Origin of the sequence: Microbacterium sp. H37-C3 (genome assembly GCF_027157935.1) — a bacterium.
Classification (GTDB): Bacteria; Actinomycetota; Actinomycetes; order Actinomycetales; family Microbacteriaceae; genus Microbacterium; species Microbacterium plantarum.
In genome coordinates this window covers 810,411-826,411 of record NZ_JAPVLR010000001.1, presented here as the reverse complement: position 1 = coordinate 826,411, position 16,001 = coordinate 810,411, and the positions used below count along the sequence as shown (strand labels likewise).

The following is a 16,001-nucleotide window of genomic DNA, read 5'->3' as shown; positions in this document are numbered from 1 at the left end:
GCTCGGTGCAGTGACGACCTACCTTCTGGCAGGCGGCGGCACGGCGGGCCATGTCAATCCGCTTCTCGCCGTGGCCGATGCCCTGCGCGACCGACGACCCGACGACACGGTTCTGGTACTCGGAACCCGCGAGGGGCTCGAGTCCCGGCTGGTCCCCGAACGGGGCTACGAACTGCTGATCGTCGACAAGGTGCCCTTCCCCCGGCGTCCGAACGGTGCCGCGATCCGTTTCCCGGCCCGTTGGCTGCGTGCGGTCGCGCACGTGCGCACATATATCCGCGAGCGAGGAGTCGACGTCGTCGCCGGTTTCGGCGGCTACGCCGCCGCTCCGGCCTACGTCGCGGCGCGCCGCGAGGGCGTGCCCTACGTCGTCCACGAGGCGAACGCCCGTCCCGGGCTCGCGAACGTGCTCGGCGCCCGACGCGCGGCCGCGACGGGCATCGTGTTCGACTGCACCCCGCTGCGCGGTGCGCAGGTGGTCGGAATGCCGCTTCGTCGCGAGATCGTCGACCTCGACCGGGCGGCGCGTCGTGCCGAGGCTGCGGCGGCCTTCGGTCTCGACCCCGCGCGCCCCGTCGTGCTGGTCTTCGGAGGCTCGCTGGGCGCTCGTCGGCTGAACGAGGCGCTCGCGGGCTCGTGGCGAGACATCGTCGATGCCGGCTGGCAGGTGCTGCACGCGTCGGGCGAGCGCAACGAGGTCTCCGAGGCCGCGTCGCCGGACTACCGGGTCGTGCCCTATCTCGATCGAATGGACCTGGCATTCGCCCTCGCCGACGTCGTCGTCTCGCGCTCAGGGGCGGCGACGGTGAGCGAGGTCAGCGCGCTCGGCATCCCCGCCGTCTACGTGCCCTACGCGGTGGGAAACGGCGAGCAGGCGCTGAACGCCGCGGGAGCCGTCCGCGCCGGAGCCGCGCGCATCATCGACGACGCCGACTTCACGCCCGAGCGCGTTCGCTCCGAGGTCGTGCCCCTGCTGAGCGATGGCGACGAACTGGAGCGGATGCGGCGCGCAGCCGGCGCCGTCGGCACACGCGAGGGGGCGGCGAACGTGGTGGCCCTCCTGGATGCCGCGCAGCGACGCTGAGGGCGTGGCGGGCGGTGCTGTCAGCCGGGCGACCTAGACTTGACGGGTCATGATCAGACCCGACTTGAGCCTCCCGATCCCCGCCGACATCACCGCCGCGCACTTCATCGGCATCGGTGGATCGGGCATGTCCGGCCTCGCCGGGATGTTCCTCGACCGCGGCATCCGCGTCTCGGGATCCGACCGGGCCGACAGCCCTGCGATGCGCGCGCTGGCCGCCCGCGGTGCCGACGTCCGCATCGGACACGACGCGGCGCATCTTCCCGATGACGCCGACACGGTCGTCCACACCGGGGCGATCTGGCCCGAGAACCCCGAGTTCCTCCTCGCCAAGGAGCGCGGCCTGCACGTCATCCACCGCTCGCAGGCCCTGCACTGGCTCGTCGGCGGCCGCCGACTCGTGTCGGTGGCGGGTGCGCACGGCAAGACGACCTCCACGGGCATGATCGTCACGGCGCTCCGTGGTCTCGGGACGCGGCCGACCTTCGTCAACGGCGGTGTCATCGCCGACCTGGGTGTCTCGAGCGCGACCGGAGACGACGATGTCTTCGTCATCGAAGCCGACGAGTCCGACGGCACCTTCCTTCTCTACGACACCTCGATCGCCCTCATCACGAACGTCGATCCGGATCACCTCGATCACTGGCAGACCCGAGAGGCGTTCTACGACGGCTTCGTCCGCTTCGCGGATGGCGCGCGCGAGGCCGTCGTCATCTCCGCCGACGACCCGGGTGCAGCACGCGTCGCGGCCGCCCTCAGCCACCGCCGCGTCGTCACCTTCGGTGAGGCCGCCGACGCCGACGTCCGCGTCTCCGACATCGTGACGGACGGGCCTGTGTCGTTCTCGCTCACCGCCGGCGGAGAGACGGCCCACGGCCGGCTCTCGGTGCCGGGCGCCCACAACGCGATCAACGCGGCGGGCGCCGTCGCCGTGCTCGTCGCCCTCGGATACGAGCTCGAGCGCGCCCTCCGAGCGGTGGAAGGATTCGGCGGCACGGCCCGACGGTTCGAGCTCCACGGCGTCACCCGGGGCGTCAGCGTCTACGACGACTATGCGCACCACCCGACCGAGGTGGCTGCGGCGCTCTCCGCAGCGCGGACCGTCGTGGGCGGCGGGCGGATCATCGCCCTGCATCAGCCGCACACGTACTCGCGCACGCAGGAGATGTTCCGCGAGTTCGCCGACGTGCTCGAGACCCATGCCGACCACACGGTCGTCCTGGATGTGTACGGAGCGCGCGAAGATCCGGTGCCGGGAGTGACGGGCGAGTTGGTCAGCGGCGCGTTCGCCGACCCCGGGCACGTGCACTTCGTCGCCGATTGGCAGGAGGCCGCCGACTACGCGGCGGGCGTCGCGCGCGAGGGCGACTTCATCGTCACCCTCGGTTGCGGCAACGTCAACCTGATCATCCCGCAGGTGCTCGAGTCGCTCGCCCGGGCGGAGGGGTAGCCGGTGCGTCGCCCGAGTCCGCTGCCACCGTCCCCGCGGCCGCGCGGCGGGCAGGACGGCGCCAGTGCGCCGGCCGACCGTCCCACGTCGGCTCCGCGGCGGGTGGACCCATCGCGGCGCGACGCCGATGAGCGGGGTGCGGGCGTGACGGAAAGCGTCTCGCCGGACGCCACCGAGACCCAGCCCGTCGAGGAGTTGTGGCACCAGCGCGGCCGCGACTACGGGATAGCGCCGATCATCCCGTTCGATCCGCCCGCCCGCGGAGAGTCGGCGGCCCCGCCCGCATCCGACGTCTCGGATGTCGACGAGCCCGACCGGCCGCTCACGGCGCGCGATCTGTGGGGCGCGGCGCGTGCGAGGCGGCGGGCGCTGCGTCGCGAGGTGCGGCGCTTCACGGCGCGTCAGCGTCGGCGCAGACGTATCTGGCTGATCTCCGCCGGCGTTCTGGCGGCTCTCGTGCTCGGGTCTATCGGCGCCGCCTACAGCCCCTTGTTCGCGGTCGAACGCGTCACGATCGTGGGAACCTCGCAACTCGACGCCGGCGCGGTCGAGACAGCGCTCGAGGGTCAGATCGGGACGCCGATGCCCCTCGTCGACGAGAGCGCTGTGAAGGCAGCACTCGTCTCCTTCCCGCTGGTCGAGTCGTACAGCCTCGAAGCACGTCCTCCGCACGAGCTCGTGGTTCGCATCGTCGAGCGGACACCCGTCGGCGCCGTGCAGGGCGAGGCCGGTTACACGCTGGTCGATGCCGCGGGCGTCGCGCTGTCGACCACCCCGGAACCGCCGTCCGGCCAGCCGCTCCTCGAGGTCGAGGGAGGCCTGTCGTCGAGCACCTTCGCCGCCGCGGGGCAGGTCTTCCGCTCGCTGCCGGCGTCCCTGCGGACCCAGGTCACGGTGCTGTCCGCGACGACGCCGAACGACGTGACGCTCACGCTCACCGACGGCCGCTCGGTGGTCTGGGGCGGGGCGAGCGACTCGGCCAAGAAGATCCAGGCGCTCGAAGCGCTCATGGCGGCTCGACCGGATGCCTCCGGCTACGACGTGTCGTCGCCGCAGGCGGCAGTCGTCCGCTGACGCGTCGATCCTGCCCCTTTTCCGCTGCTCCGAGAAACGCGCAACACGGGATGTCGCGACACGCCGCGCACGTCCGGCGGGTGAGTCCCCGAGTGCGTAGCTTCAACTCAGGAATTGCATACCCGGCAATTCTTTAAACCTCTACGTGAGGTTGAAGGTTTACGAGCAGGGTTCGGGACGAGATGGAGGCCGGCATGAGCCAGAACCAGAACTACCTCGCGGTGATCAAGGTCGTCGGTGTGGGCGGTGGCGGCGTCAATGCCGTCAACCGGATGATCGAGCTGGGGCTGCGGGGTGTCGAGTTCATCGCGGTGAACACCGACGCGCAGGCGCTCCTCATGAGCGACGCGGACGTCAAGCTCGACGTCGGCCGCGAACTGACGCGAGGCCTCGGTGCCGGCGCCGACCCCGAGGTGGGTCGCCGCGCCGCGGAGGATCACGCTGAGGAGATCGAGGAGGCGCTCGCAGGTGCCGACATGGTCTTCGTCACCGCCGGTGAGGGCGGCGGAACCGGTACCGGCGGTGCTCCTGTCGTGGCGCGGATCGCCAAGTCGATCGGGGCGCTCACGATCGGTGTCGTCACCAAGCCCTTCTCGTTCGAGGGCCGTCGTCGCCAGAGCCAGGCCGAGGCCGGTGTGTCGAAGCTGAAGGAAGAGGTCGACACCCTCATCGTCGTCCCGAACGACCGCCTGCTCGAGATCAGCGATCGCGGCATCTCGATGGTCGAGGCTTTCGCGACCGCCGACCAGGTGCTCCTCGCCGGTGTCCAGGGCATCACCGACCTCATCACGACGCCCGGCCTCATCAACCTCGACTTCGCCGACGTGAAGTCGGTCATGCAGGGCGCCGGTTCGGCCCTCATGGGCATCGGCTCCGCTCGTGGCGCCGACCGCGCCATCAAGGCGGCCGAGCTGGCTGTCGAGTCGCCGCTGCTCGAAGCCTCGATCGAAGGCGCCCACGGGGTCCTGCTGTCGATCCAGGGTGGATCGAACCTCGGCATCTTCGAGATCAACGACGCGGCGCAGCTCGTCAAGGAGGCGGCGCACCCCGAGGCCAATATCATCTTCGGTACGGTCATCGACGACACCCTCGGCGACGAGGTTCGCGTGACCGTCATCGCCGCGGGCTTCGACGGCGGCGAGCCCCAGGCTCGCATCGAGCCGATCGCCGCCGCCCGGCCGTCGGCGCCGCCGGTGGTCCCCGAGATCCCGGCTGAGCAGGCCGCGGCATCCGAGCCGGTCGAGCGTCGTGAGGCCAAGGAGACGGTGCCGGTCTCGGCGAAGAGCGAGTCGTACGACTCGGTCTTCGGTGACGATGACCTCGACATCCCCGACTTCCTGAAGTAGACCGAACGCTCCATGCCGGACCTTGCCGCACGGCTCGCCGACGTCGACGCCCGCATCGCCGCTGCGATGCGGGCGTCGGGTCGCGCCCCGGATGAGGTGACGCGGATCGTGGTAACCAAGTTCCACCCTCCGGGGCTCATCACTGAGCTGCACGCCCTCGGCGTGCGCGACGTGGGGGAGAACCGGCAGCAGGAGCTCACCGCCAAGCACGATGAGCTCGCCGACCTCGAGGGCATGCGCTGGCATTTCATCGGGCAGGCGCAGACGAACAAGGCCCGTGCCGTGCGAGCCGCAGCGGATGTCGTCCACTCGGTGGATCGCGCGCGTATTGCCGACGCGCTCCATGTGGCGGCTCCCGAGGGGGTGCCGCTCGATGTGCTGGTGCAGGTCAATCTGACCGACGACCCGGGCCGCGGTGGCGTCGCGCCGAGCGGTGTCGAGGCCCTCGCCGCCCACGTGGCGGAGCACTGCACGAGTCTCCGGATGCGGGGAGTGATGGCTGTGGCTCCCCTCGGCGAAGAGCCGGCCGCGGCCTTCGCCCGTCTCGCGCAGGCGTCCGTCGCGCTGCGCTCCGTCGCGTCCGACGCGACCTGGATCTCCGCCGGGATGACCGGCGATTTCGTCGAAGCGATCTCCGCCGGTGCGACACACCTGCGGATCGGATCGGCAATCACGGGACCGCGCCCGGACCGCGGATAGCCTCGGAACAGACGAGCAAACGGAGGATGCGATGTCGAACCCGCTGAAGAAGACCATGGTTTACCTGGGCCTCGCAGATGAGGAAGAAATGTACGAAGAGCCGCAGGCCGAGCAGCAGCAGGCCCGCCGTGACAAGCCCGTCGAGAAGCCGGCCGCGCCGGTGACTCCGCTGCACCGTCCGGCGGTCGTGCGTCAGCCCACCACGGGAACCGTCAGCGAGATTCTGACCGTCCACCCCAAGCAGTATCGCGATGCGCAGGTCATCGCCGAGAACTTCCGCGAGGGTGTGCCGGTCATCATCAACCTCTCGCAGATGAGCGACGCCGACGCGCGGCGCCTCATCGATTTCGCGAGCGGACTCTCCCTCGGTCTGTACGGCCGCATCGAGCGCGTGACGAGCAAGGTGTTCCTGCTCTCACCCGAGAACATCGCCGTCTCCGGCGACGGCGCTGTGGCTCAGGCTGAGCCTGAGGCGGCGCCGTTCGCGCAGTGACCTGACGTGGATGTCGTTCGGCTGATCGCCGCGCTCGTCTACTTCGCTCTGCTGCTGTACATCCTCGTTCTGTTCGTCCGACTGATCCTGGAGTACATCCCCCTGTTCAACCGGGAGTGGCGCCCGCGGGGCTTCACCCTCGTGCTCGCCGAGGTCGTCTATACGATCACGGACCCCCCGATCAAGACACTGCGCCGGGTCATCCCTCCGATCCGACTCGGCGTCATCGCAATCGATCTGGCATTCCCGCTCACCATGCTGGCGTGCTTCATCCTGCTGTCGATCACCCGCGTGATCGCCTTCTCCTGAGGCGGTCGCGGCGGGATCGTCGCGGCCGCGAAGGCGTCGGACTATGCTGGGTGGGTACGGCCCGCTGCGGCGGGTGCCGGCTGACCGGCCCGCGTCGTGAGCCCTGAAAGAGGACAACACCATGGCTTTGACCCCTGAAGACGTCGTCACCAAGCAGTTCCAGCACGTGCGTTTCAAGGAAGGATTCGACCCCGATGAGGTCGACGACTTCCTCGACGAGATCGTCGTGGAATGGCGCAAGACGATCGCCGAGAACGACGAGCTCAAGGCGAAGCTCGCTGCCTACGAGTCGGGTGAGACCCCCGCTGCAGCTCCCGCCGACGACGCCGTCGTCGAGGACGTGCCCGCGCCGGTTCCCGCCGTCGAGCAGCCCGCCCCGGCCGCCGACATGGCTCCCGCCGCCGCATCCGCCGGCATCATCGAGCTGGCCCAGCGCCTGCACGATGAGCACGTGGCCGAGGGCAAGGCGCAGCGCGACAAGCTCATCGCCGACGCGCAGGCTCAGGCCGCGTCGATCATCTCCGAGGCGGAGGCTCGCGGCCGCGACGAGGTGGCGCGTCTCGAGGCCGAGCGCGTGTCGCTCGAAGGTCGTATCTCCGAGCTGCAGCAGTTCGAGAAGGACTACCGCGGCCAGCTCCGCGGCTTCATCGAGAGCAAGCTCCGCGACCTCGACACGACCGGCGTCTCGGCCGGCGCGTAATCCTTGGCGTCGCGCAAGCGTCTGAACGGTCCGGCGGCCGGTGCCTTCGTCGCGATTCTCGCGGCAGTGGTACTGGCCGCCGACCAGTTCACGAAGTATCTCGCGCTCGAGAACCTGCCGTACCAGCGAGAGGTTCCGGTCCTCGGCGAGTTCTTCCAGCTGTATCTGACGAAGAACCCCGGCGCGGCGTTCTCGCTCGGCACCGGGGTCACTTGGCTCTTCACGCTCGCACTTGCGGCTGTGGCGGTCGTCGTGATCGTGCTCACGGTCCGCAGCGTGCGCACGAGGTCGTGGGCCATCGTCCTCGGATTGCTCCTCGGGGGCGTCCTCGGGAACCTCACCGATCGCCTGCTCCGTGAACCCGGCTTCCTCGTCGGGCACGTCGTCGACTTCATCCACACCCCGTGGATGTGGCTGTGGTTCCCGTCGGCGATCTACAACGTCGCCGACATGTTCATCGTCACGATGATGATCTCCGTCGCCGTGCTGGTGGTGATCGGCATCCGTTTCGACGGCTCACGCGAGCGCCGCAACGTGGACGAGGCCGCCGGGGCCGCCGCCACTGCGGATACGGAACGCTGATATGCCGCAACGCGCGCTCCCGGTTCCCGACGGGCTCGACGGCGTCCGTGTCGACGCCGCGCTGGCCAAGCTGCTCGGGTTCTCACGGACTTTCGCCGCGGAGGTGGCGGCTGCGGGTGGTGTGACGCTCGACGGTCGCACGCTCGGAAAGTCCGACAAGCTCACCGCCGGAGCGTGGCTCGACGTGTTCTGGGAGGAGCGAGCAGAGGCTCGGATCGTCCCAGTCGCGGTTCCCGACCTCGGCATCGTGCACGACGATGACGACATCGTGGTCGTCGACAAGCCGGCGGGTGTCGCCGCCCATCCCTCACTCGGCTGGGACGGCCCGACCGTGCTCGGCGCGCTGGCCGCTGCCGGCTACCGCATCGCCACCACCGGGGCGGCCGAGCGCCAGGGCGTGGTGCACCGCCTGGATGTCGGGACGAGCGGTCTCATGGTCGTCGCGAAGAGCGAACCCGCCTACGTCGCCCTCAAGCGCGCATTCAAGGAGCGTGAGGTCGAGAAGATCTATCACGCGGTGGTGCAGGGTCACCCCGACCCGCTCTCGGGGACGATCGACGCCCCGATCGGCCGTCACCCGTCGCACTCCTGGAAGTTCGCCGTCACGCCGACCGGGAAGGACTCGGTCACCCACTACGAGACGCTGGAGGCGTTCGTCGGCGCCTCCCTGCTCGAGATCCACCTGGAGACCGGTCGCACCCACCAGATCCGCGTGCACATGGCCGCCCACCGGCATCCGTGCGTCGGCGACCCGCTCTACGGTGCCGACCCGACACTGTCCGCCCGGCTCGGGTTGACGCGTCAATGGCTGCACGCTCATCGCCTCGCATTCGAACACCCCGTGACGGGGGAGTGGTCGGCGTTCACGTCGCCCTACGCCCCCGACCTCGCGCGCGCCCTCGAGATCCTCAGCGGCGACTGACGGGTCGGCCCGCGTTCGCCCCCTGCGTCGCGATCACGGCTCGCCGAGCCGATCGGCGAGAGCACGCGCCTCGCGACGCCCTGCGATGAGTCGATCAGACAGACCGTCGTGCGCAGAGTCGAGGGCACTGGCATCGCCGTGGGCGCGGAGCAGAGCGAGCCCGCCGCGGAGGTTCGTCGCCGCGCCGCCCAGGCCCGCGGCGACTGCGTCAGCGGCGACGGCGACGTCCGACATGAGGTGGCGGTTGCCGACGTCGGCGAGCAGGCGCACCTCGTCCCACACGCCGAGCGCGATCTCGCCGAGGGCCGCCGACGTCTCGATGGCGCGGGTCGCCGCATCGATGATGCGACGGTCGCGCTCGCCCGGGTCGTTGTCCGGCCTCAGCGCCGCACCGAGCGCGCCCGACGCCCGGCCGTCGTCGTCGGCCGCGGCGACGGCCGCGTCGCGGAGCCGTGCGAGACGGTCGTTGATCCCGTCCGCGGCCGGCTCCGCGGAGCTGTAGCGGCTTACCATCTGGGCGAGTGCCGCCGCGACGGCCGTCACGACTCCGCTGGCCGCTCCGCCGCCAGGGTCGCCGTTGTCCCGCGCGAGAGCGTCGAGCAGGTCGCCCAGGGCGACGCGCGAGCTCACCGGCCGCCCCGGAACGTGGCCGGGTCATCCTCGGCGACGGCGAGGGCGATCTTGCGGACGTGCTCGGGCGCGACGTCGATCATCTGTCCGAGGTCGTAGAACCCGACGTCGGTCAGCTCGCCGTCCGCAGGGTGCGGGTCGCCCGAGACCCAGGAGCACCGGAACACCAGGTCGAGGTAGTCGACCTGGTCGCCGTTGGCGTAGACGATGCGGGGGATCTGGTGCACGAGGGCGAGGCGCTCCGCACGGACGACGACGCCCGCCTCTTCGAGACACTCGCGGACCGCGGCATCTGCAGGCTCCTCACCGGGGTCGACGATGCCGGAGACCGGCTGCCAGCTCCCGTTGTCGGCGCGCTTGCCCAGGAGCACCTTCTCATCGCGGAACACCACGGCGGTGACTCCCACCAGGGGCAGCGGAGCGGTGCCGATTTTCTCGCGCAGATCGAGGACGAAGTCGGGAGTGGCCATGGGCCCAGCCTAGGACCGGTGTCCGAGCCCGAACGTAGACTCGTCTGGTGGCATCCGACTCCTTCGTTCATCTGCACGTGCACAGCGAGTACTCGATGCTCGACGGTGCAGCCAAGATCGCGGCCATGACTCAGGCGGCGGCTGATTACGGCATGCCCGCGATCGCGGTGACCGACCACGGCAACACGTTCGCCGCTTTCGAGTTCTACCGTGCCGCCAAGGCGGCCGGGGTCAAGCCGATCATCGGGCTCGAGGCCTACGTGACGCCGGGAACGCACCGCAGCGACAAGTCGCGCGTTGCGTGGGGATCGCCCGAGCAGAAGAGCGACGACGTGTCGGGTTCCGGCGCGTACACCCACATGACGATGTGGAGCCAGAGCACCGAGGGCATGCACAACCTCTTCCGGCTGAGCTCCCTGTCGAGCATGGAAGGCTACTACTTCAAACCGCGCATGGACCGCGAGCTGCTGCAGACCTACGGCAAGGGGCTCATCGCGACGACGGGCTGCCCCTCGGGGGAGGTGCAGACGCGGCTCCGCCTCGGTCAGTACGACGCCGCTCGCGCCGCGGCCGCCGAATTCCAGGACATCTTCGGCAAGGAGAACTACTTCGCCGAGATCATGGATCACGGCCTGTCGATCGAGCGCCGGGTGATGACCGACTTGCTGCGCCTGGCGAAAGACCTCGACATCCCGCTCGTCGCGACCAACGACTCGCACTACACGCATCAGCACGAGGCCGACGCGCACGCGGCGCTCCTCTGCGTGCAGTCAGGCTCGACGCTCGACGATCCGAACCGCTTCAAGTTCGACGGCGACGGCTACTACATCAAGACGGCCCAGGAGATGCGGCAGCTGTTCCGCGACCACCCCGAGGCGTGCGACAACACGCTGCTGATCGCCGAGCGCTGCGAGGTCGAGTTCAACACCTCGGCCAACTACATGCCGCGGTTCCCTGTACCCGATGGCGAGACCGAAGACAGCTGGCTCGTGAAGGAGGTCGAGGCGGGGCTCCATTACCGGTACCCCGGCGGCATCCCCGACAAGGTGCGCAAGCAGGCCGAGTACGAGACGGGCATCATCCTCCAGATGGGCTTCCCGGGCTACTTCCTCGTCGTCGCCGACTTCATCAACTGGGCGAAGGACAACGGCATCCGCGTCGGTCCCGGGCGTGGCTCGGGCGCCGGATCGATGGTGGCCTACGCGATGCGCATCACCGACCTCGACCCTCTCGAGCACGGTCTCATCTTCGAGCGGTTCCTCAACCCCGATCGTGTCAGCATGCCCGACTTCGATGTCGACTTCGACGACCGTCGCCGCGGCGAGGTCATCGAGTACGTGACCGAGAAGTACGGCTCCGAGCGCGTCGCGCAGATCGTCACCTACGGCACGATCAAGTCGAAGCAGGCACTGAAGGATGCCGGCCGCGTGCTGGGGTTCCCCTTCAGCATGGGCGAGAAGCTCACCAAGGCGATGCCGCCGGCGGTGATGGGCAAGGACATGCCGCTGGACGGCATGTACAACAAGGAGCACCCGCGGTTCAAGGAAGCCAGCGAGTTCCGCGCCTTGATCGACACCGATCCCGAGGCTAAGACCGTGTTCGACCGCGCCCTCGGGCTCGAAGGCCTGAAGCGGCAGTGGGGCGTGCACGCGGCCGGCGTCATCATGTCATCCGAGCCGCTGCTCGACATCATCCCCATCATGCGCCGCGAGCAGGACGGTCAGATCGTCACGCAGTTCGACTACCCGTCGTGCGAGACGCTCGGTCTCATCAAGATGGACTTCCTGGGGCTGCGCAACCTCACGATCATCTCGGATGCGCTCGATAACATCCGCATGAACCGGGGCGAGGAGCTCGACCTCGAGCATCTCGCGCTCGACGACCGCCCGGCCTACGACCTGCTCACCCGCGGCGACACGCTCGGGGTGTTCCAGCTCGACGGCGGACCGATGCGATCGCTGCTCCGCCTGATGAAGCCCGACAACTTCGAGGACATCTCGGCTGTCATCGCGCTGTACCGGCCGGGCCCCATGGGCGCGAACTCGCACACGAACTACGCACTGCGCAAGAACGGCCTGCAGCCGATCACGCCGATCCACCCCGAGCTCGAAGAGCCGCTGCGCGACATCCTCGACACGACCTACGGCCTGATCATCTATCAGGAGCAGGTCATGGCGATCGCGCAGAAGGTCGCCGGCTTCTCGCTCGGCCAGGCCGACATCCTCCGACGGGCGATGGGCAAGAAGAAGAAGTCCGAACTCGATAAGCAGTACGAGGGCTTCTCGGGCGGTATGAAGGAACGCGGCTTCGGCGAGGGCGCTATCAAAGCGCTCTGGGACATCCTGCTCCCGTTCTCCGACTACGCGTTCAACAAGGCGCACTCCGCTGCGTACGGCCTGGTCTCGTACTGGACGGCCTACCTCAAGGCGCACTACCCCGCCGAGTACATGGCCGCACTCCTCACGAGCGTCGGCGATTCGAAGGACAAGATGGCGGTGTACCTCAACGAGTGCCGCCGCATGGGCATCAGGGTGCTGCCCCCCGACGTCGGCGAGTCGATCCGATACTTCGCCGCCGTCGGCGAGGACATCCGATTCGGTCTGGGCGCGGTGCGGAACGTCGGTGCCAACGTCGTCGACGGCATCATCGCGTCGCGGGCCGACGACAACTACGTCAGCTTCCACGACTTCCTCACCAAGGTCCCGCTCCACGTCGCGAACAAGCGGACCGTCGAGTCCCTCATCAAGGCCGGCGCTTTCGACTCACTGGGCTCGACCCGCCGCGCCCTGATGGAGATCCACGAGGACGCGGTCGAAGCCGCGGTCGACGCGAAGCGCAAGGCCGCGACCGGTGCGATCGGATTCGATTTCGACAGCCTGTACGACGAGGCCGAGGAAGTCATGCCGGCGAAGGTGCCCGAGCGGCCCGAATGGACGAAGAAGGACAAGCTGGCCTTCGAGCGCGAGATGCTCGGACTCTACGTGTCCGACCATCCGCTCGCCGGGCTGGAGATCCCGCTGGCCAAGCACGCCTCCACCTCGATCCACGACCTGCTGGCGTCGGATGACGTCCAGGACGGCGATCAGGTCACCGTCGCCGGGCTCGTCACGAGCGTGCAGCACCGCGTCGCCAAGCAGAGCGGCAACCCCTACGGCATGATCACCGTCGAGGACTTCGATGGTGAAGTGACCGTGATGTTCATGGGGAAGACGTATACGGAGTTCCAGAGCATGCTCGTGGCCGACTCGATCCTCGTCGTCCGAGGGCGGGTGTCGCGACGCGACGACGGACTGAACCTGCACGGCCAATCCGCGTTCTCTCCCGACCTCGGTTCATTCGATGCCGCCGGGCCGCTCGTGCTGCTGCTTCCGGAGCAGCGTGCGACGGAGTCGACGATCGGCGAGCTGGCGGCCGTCCTGCGTCGTCACAGCGGTGAGACCGAGGTGTCGCTGAAGCTCCACAGGGCGGGTACGGCGAAGGTGTTCGAGGTGCCGCATCCGGTACGCGTCACGCCCGATCTCTACGGTGAGCTCAAGGGACTTCTGGGACCTCAGTGTCTGGGTTGAGCCGGGTAGGATTCCACCGCAGCGCAACCGCCGCGACGAAGGGAACATCGTGACCGACGAGAAGAACATCCACTCCGACGACGGCCGTCCCGAGGACGCAGCGCCCGGCATTGCCGAGTCGGCACACGAGACCACAGCCACCGACGGCTTCGACGGTGCGCAGACCGACGCGGCCTCGGACGCATTCGCGCCCGCGGCGGATGCAGCGGTCGTGATCGACGAGTCCGCGGTCGAGCCCGTCGTGATCGAGGAGCCCGCTGAGCACGCGTCCGCCGAGCACGCCCCGGTCGACGACGCGGCGGAGATGCCGGCGTCATCCGAAGACACCTCTGCCGCGTCCGCCGTGTCCGGGCAGACCTCGGTCCTTCCCGGCTCGGACGAGCGCGGCGCGCAGTCCGCCGTGGGCTCGTCGGGGGAGGTGCCGCCGCAGTACGGCGTGGGTCCGCTCTCGATCCGCGAGGTCGCACTCGCCGGCGTCTGGGCTGTCGCGTTCATCTGCTCGTTCTTCCCCGTGTACGGCCGCTTCGGTGCCGGGGTGTCGGTGTGGGGCGCGGGGATCGACTGGATCCTGACGATCGGCGTGCCCACGGTCGCGGTCTTCCTGGTGCTGCTGCGCCGCTTCTCGCCGCAGGGCATCCGCCGTGTCGGCTCCCTCGGCATCGATCAGTTCGCGTCGGTCGCCTTCTCGGTCTCCGCCACCGTGTGGCTCGGGATCATCTGGAGCTCGTTCGCGGGCCTCGCCCAGTCCGGCGTGTTCCTCGCGAGCTGGGTCGTGTGGGTCGAGGTGATCCTGGCTCTGGCGGGGGTCGTGCTCACCGTCGTCGCGCCCCACCTTCCCGTTCTCGGCGACGATTTCGCGCACCGGCCCGAATCGCCGGCGCACCGGGTGGCGCGGGCGACGCGTCCGGTCGTCGCCCGGCCGGCATCCGCCCGCCCGGCCCCGCACACCGGCCCGTCGCACACCGCATCGGCGCACAGCGCTCCGCACGCAGCAGGCGCCGGCACCCCCGCCTACACCGGCTACGCCGCTCCGGCCGGCTACGCCGTCCCCGCGGAGGCTCCGGCATCCTCTGGCGCGCCCGAGTCGGCACCGGCCGACGCTGCGGAGCCGTTCGACACCGGCGCGACGACGGTCATAGAGCCCGTTGCCGCGCCCCAGGCGTTCTGGGCGCTCGCCCCGGATGAGCGCGATGTCCTCGACGAGATGGGTGCGCCGCTCTTCCGGATCGGGCCGACGGCATGGGCCCTCGTCATCGAGGATCGCGGCGAGGTCTTCGTGGTCCGCCACGAGGACGGCCGCGTCGGATATCTCCACGAGACCAGCGATGTCACGCGCGGCTGAGTCCGCCGCGGGCGCGCGCTAGCCTGGAACGATGCGCACTATCGACCTTCGCGGCCGTCGTCTGACGCCCGCCGAGTTGCTCGCCGCCGTTCCGCGGGCCGAAGCCGCCCGCGGGCTTGCCCTGGCTACGGCAGCTGAGATCGTGCATGATGTCGCCGCTCGCGGAGAGGTTTCGCTCCGTGAGCAGGCGGCTCGCTTCGACGGGGTCGAAGATCACGCGGTACGAGTTCCCGCTGAACACCTCGATGAGGCACTGGAGGGTATCTCCCCGGCCGTGAGAACTGCGATCGAGGAATCCATCCGCCGCGTGCGGTTGGCGTCGGCCGCTCAGGTCCCGCCCGACCGGGTCACCGAGCTCGGCCCGGGTGCCCGCGTCGAGCAGCGCTGGCGACCCGTCCGGCGCGTCGGGGTCTACGTCCCCGGCGGTAAAGCGGTGTATCCCTCCAGTGTCGTGATGAACGTCGTGCCGGCGCAGGTCGCCGGTGTCGAGACGGTGGCGCTGGCTTCGCCTCCGCAGCGCGACCACGGCGGGCGTATTCACCCGGTGATCCTCGCGGCGGCACGTCTCCTCGGTATCTCGGAGGTCTACGCGATGGGCGGAGCCGGCGCGATCGGCGCGTTCGCGTACGGCGTCGACTCTCTCGCGCTCGATCCCGTCGATGTCATCTCCGGGCCGGGCAACAACTTCGTCGCCCTCGCGAAGCGCGTCGTCGCGGGCGTCGTCGGCACCGACTCCGAGGCCGGCGCCACCGAGATCCTGATCGTCGCCGACGCTGACGCCGACGCCGATCTCGTGGCTGCTGACCTTGTCAGCCAGGCCGAGCACGACGAGCAGGCAGCCGCCGTCCTCGTCACGGACTCCGCCGATCTCGCCGCCGCGGTGGCGGAGCGGGTCTCAGTCCGTGCGGCCGGTACACGTCACGCGGACCGCGTCGCGATCGCCCTGGACGGTCCCCAGTCCGCGATCGTCCTCGTCGACGACATCCCGGCTGCGGCCGCGTTCTCGAACGCCTACGCGCCCGAGCACCTCGAACTGCACCTGCGCGATCCGCGTCCTGACGAGTACGTGAACGCGGGGGCCGTCTTCGTCGGTTCGCACACCCCGGTGAGCCTCGGCGACTATCTCGCCGGCAGCAACCACGTGCTCCCGACCGGGGGACAGGCGCGCTACGCCGCCGGTCTCGGTGCCGCGACCTTCCTGCGATCGCAGCAGGTGATCACCTATGACCGTGAGGCGCTGCGCGCGGTGCACGACGGCATCCTGGCTCTATCCGACTCGGAACAGCTTCCCGCGCACGGCGAAGCGGTCTCGGCGCGGTTCGACGCGTAATCTG

The 16,001-nt window shown here is 69.4% G+C and carries 15 protein-coding genes; 13 read left to right on the top strand and 2 right to left on the bottom strand.

The features are described 5' to 3' along the window. Positions 1 to 10 precede the first annotated feature (10 nt). The 10 genes from O1W71_RS04130 (at position 11) to O1W71_RS04085 (ending at position 8,659) form a co-directional block, all read left to right on the top strand. Positions 11 to 1,084 carry a UDP-N-acetylglucosamine--N-acetylmuramyl-(pentapeptide) pyrophosphoryl-undecaprenol N-acetylglucosamine transferase gene (locus tag O1W71_RS04130; RefSeq protein WP_269266600.1) on the top strand — a complete coding sequence of 358 codons (1,074 nt, stop codon included), beginning with the start codon at positions 11 to 13 and terminating at the stop codon, positions 1,082 to 1,084. A gap of 49 nt (positions 1,085 to 1,133) precedes the next feature. Next, positions 1,134 to 2,534, top strand: a complete 1,401-nt coding sequence (gene murC / locus O1W71_RS04125; protein ID WP_269266599.1) for a UDP-N-acetylmuramate--L-alanine ligase — start codon at positions 1,134 to 1,136, stop codon at positions 2,532 to 2,534. 144 nt (positions 2,535 to 2,678) lie between these two features. Further along, on the top strand, positions 2,679 to 3,608 hold the full coding sequence (locus O1W71_RS04120; RefSeq protein ID WP_331282641.1) for an FtsQ-type POTRA domain-containing protein: 930 nt from the start codon (positions 2,679 to 2,681) through the stop codon (positions 3,606 to 3,608). Positions 3,609 to 3,802: 194 nt separating this feature from the next. Continuing rightward, a complete protein-coding gene (ftsZ, locus tag O1W71_RS04115; RefSeq protein ID WP_112615065.1) occupies positions 3,803 to 4,954 on the top strand; it encodes a cell division protein FtsZ in 1,152 nt (383 codons plus the stop codon). Between the two features lie 12 nt (positions 4,955 to 4,966). Beyond that, positions 4,967 to 5,653, top strand: coding sequence for a YggS family pyridoxal phosphate-dependent enzyme (locus tag O1W71_RS04110; RefSeq protein WP_269266597.1), 687 nt, complete (start codon positions 4,967 to 4,969; stop codon positions 5,651 to 5,653). 31 nt (positions 5,654 to 5,684) lie between these two features. Beyond that, entirely contained in the window at positions 5,685 to 6,146 is a 462-nt protein-coding gene (locus O1W71_RS04105) for a cell division protein SepF (protein WP_112613960.1), read from the top strand. Positions 6,147 to 6,152: 6 nt separating this feature from the next. Then, positions 6,153 to 6,455 (top strand): YggT family protein, encoded by a 303-nt coding sequence (locus O1W71_RS04100; protein WP_112613962.1) that lies wholly within the window; start codon positions 6,153 to 6,155, stop codon positions 6,453 to 6,455. A 121-nt stretch (positions 6,456 to 6,576) separates the two neighbouring features. Beyond that, positions 6,577 to 7,155, top strand: coding sequence for a DivIVA domain-containing protein (locus O1W71_RS04095; RefSeq protein ID WP_112613964.1), 579 nt, complete (start codon positions 6,577 to 6,579; stop codon positions 7,153 to 7,155). 3 nt (positions 7,156 to 7,158) lie between these two features. Continuing rightward, positions 7,159 to 7,737, top strand: a complete 579-nt coding sequence (lspA, locus tag O1W71_RS04090; protein ID WP_442923750.1) for a signal peptidase II — start codon at positions 7,159 to 7,161, stop codon at positions 7,735 to 7,737. 1 nt (position 7,738) lies between these two features. Then, positions 7,739 to 8,659 (top strand): RluA family pseudouridine synthase, encoded by a 921-nt coding sequence (locus O1W71_RS04085; protein ID WP_269266596.1) that lies wholly within the window; start codon positions 7,739 to 7,741, stop codon positions 8,657 to 8,659. 33 nt (positions 8,660 to 8,692) lie between these two features. Here O1W71_RS04085 and O1W71_RS04080 read toward each other — a convergent pair whose 3' ends face one another. Further along, positions 8,693 to 9,289: a cyclodeaminase/cyclohydrolase family protein gene (locus O1W71_RS04080; RefSeq protein ID WP_269266595.1), complete on the bottom strand. Its 597-nt coding sequence runs from the start codon at positions 9,287 to 9,289 to the stop codon at positions 8,693 to 8,695. Next, entirely contained in the window at positions 9,286 to 9,759 is a 474-nt protein-coding gene (locus tag O1W71_RS04075; protein ID WP_269266594.1) for an NUDIX hydrolase, read from the bottom strand. Before O1W71_RS04075 ends, O1W71_RS04080 begins: the two co-directional genes overlap by 4 nt. Positions 9,760 to 9,806: 47 nt before the next feature. Between O1W71_RS04075 and dnaE the strand changes: the two genes are divergently transcribed. The 3 genes from dnaE to hisD are packed head-to-tail and all read left to right on the top strand — an operon-like array spanning position 9,807 to position 15,997. Further along, positions 9,807 to 13,325: a DNA polymerase III subunit alpha gene (dnaE, locus tag O1W71_RS04070; RefSeq protein ID WP_269266593.1), complete on the top strand. Its 3,519-nt coding sequence runs from the start codon at positions 9,807 to 9,809 to the stop codon at positions 13,323 to 13,325. Positions 13,326 to 13,374: 49 nt separating this feature from the next. Further along, a complete protein-coding gene (locus O1W71_RS04065) occupies positions 13,375 to 14,667 on the top strand; it encodes a hypothetical protein (protein ID WP_269266592.1) in 1,293 nt (430 codons plus the stop codon). Between the two features lie 31 nt (positions 14,668 to 14,698). Beyond that, positions 14,699 to 15,997, top strand: coding sequence for a histidinol dehydrogenase (gene hisD / locus O1W71_RS04060; RefSeq protein WP_269266591.1), 1,299 nt, complete (start codon positions 14,699 to 14,701; stop codon positions 15,995 to 15,997). Positions 15,998 to 16,001: the final 4 nt, after the last annotated feature.

Coding starts and splice junctions, on each gene's coding strand:
- O1W71_RS04105 (WP_112613960.1), top strand. CDS start 5,685: ATGTCGAACCCGCTGAAGAAGACCATGGTTTACCTGGGCCTCGCAGAT.
- O1W71_RS04095 (WP_112613964.1), top strand. CDS start 6,577: ATGGCTTTGACCCCTGAAGACGTCGTCACCAAGCAGTTCCAGCACGTG.
- O1W71_RS04075 (WP_269266594.1), bottom strand. CDS start 9,759: ATGGCCACTCCCGACTTCGTCCTCGATCTGCGCGAGAAAATCGGCACC.
- O1W71_RS04110 (WP_269266597.1), top strand. CDS start 4,967: ATGCCGGACCTTGCCGCACGGCTCGCCGACGTCGACGCCCGCATCGCC.
- O1W71_RS04085 (WP_269266596.1), top strand. CDS start 7,739: ATGCCGCAACGCGCGCTCCCGGTTCCCGACGGGCTCGACGGCGTCCGT.
- hisD (WP_269266591.1), top strand. CDS start 14,699: ATGCGCACTATCGACCTTCGCGGCCGTCGTCTGACGCCCGCCGAGTTG.
- murC (WP_269266599.1), top strand. CDS start 1,134: ATGATCAGACCCGACTTGAGCCTCCCGATCCCCGCCGACATCACCGCC.
- ftsZ (WP_112615065.1), top strand. CDS start 3,803: ATGAGCCAGAACCAGAACTACCTCGCGGTGATCAAGGTCGTCGGTGTG.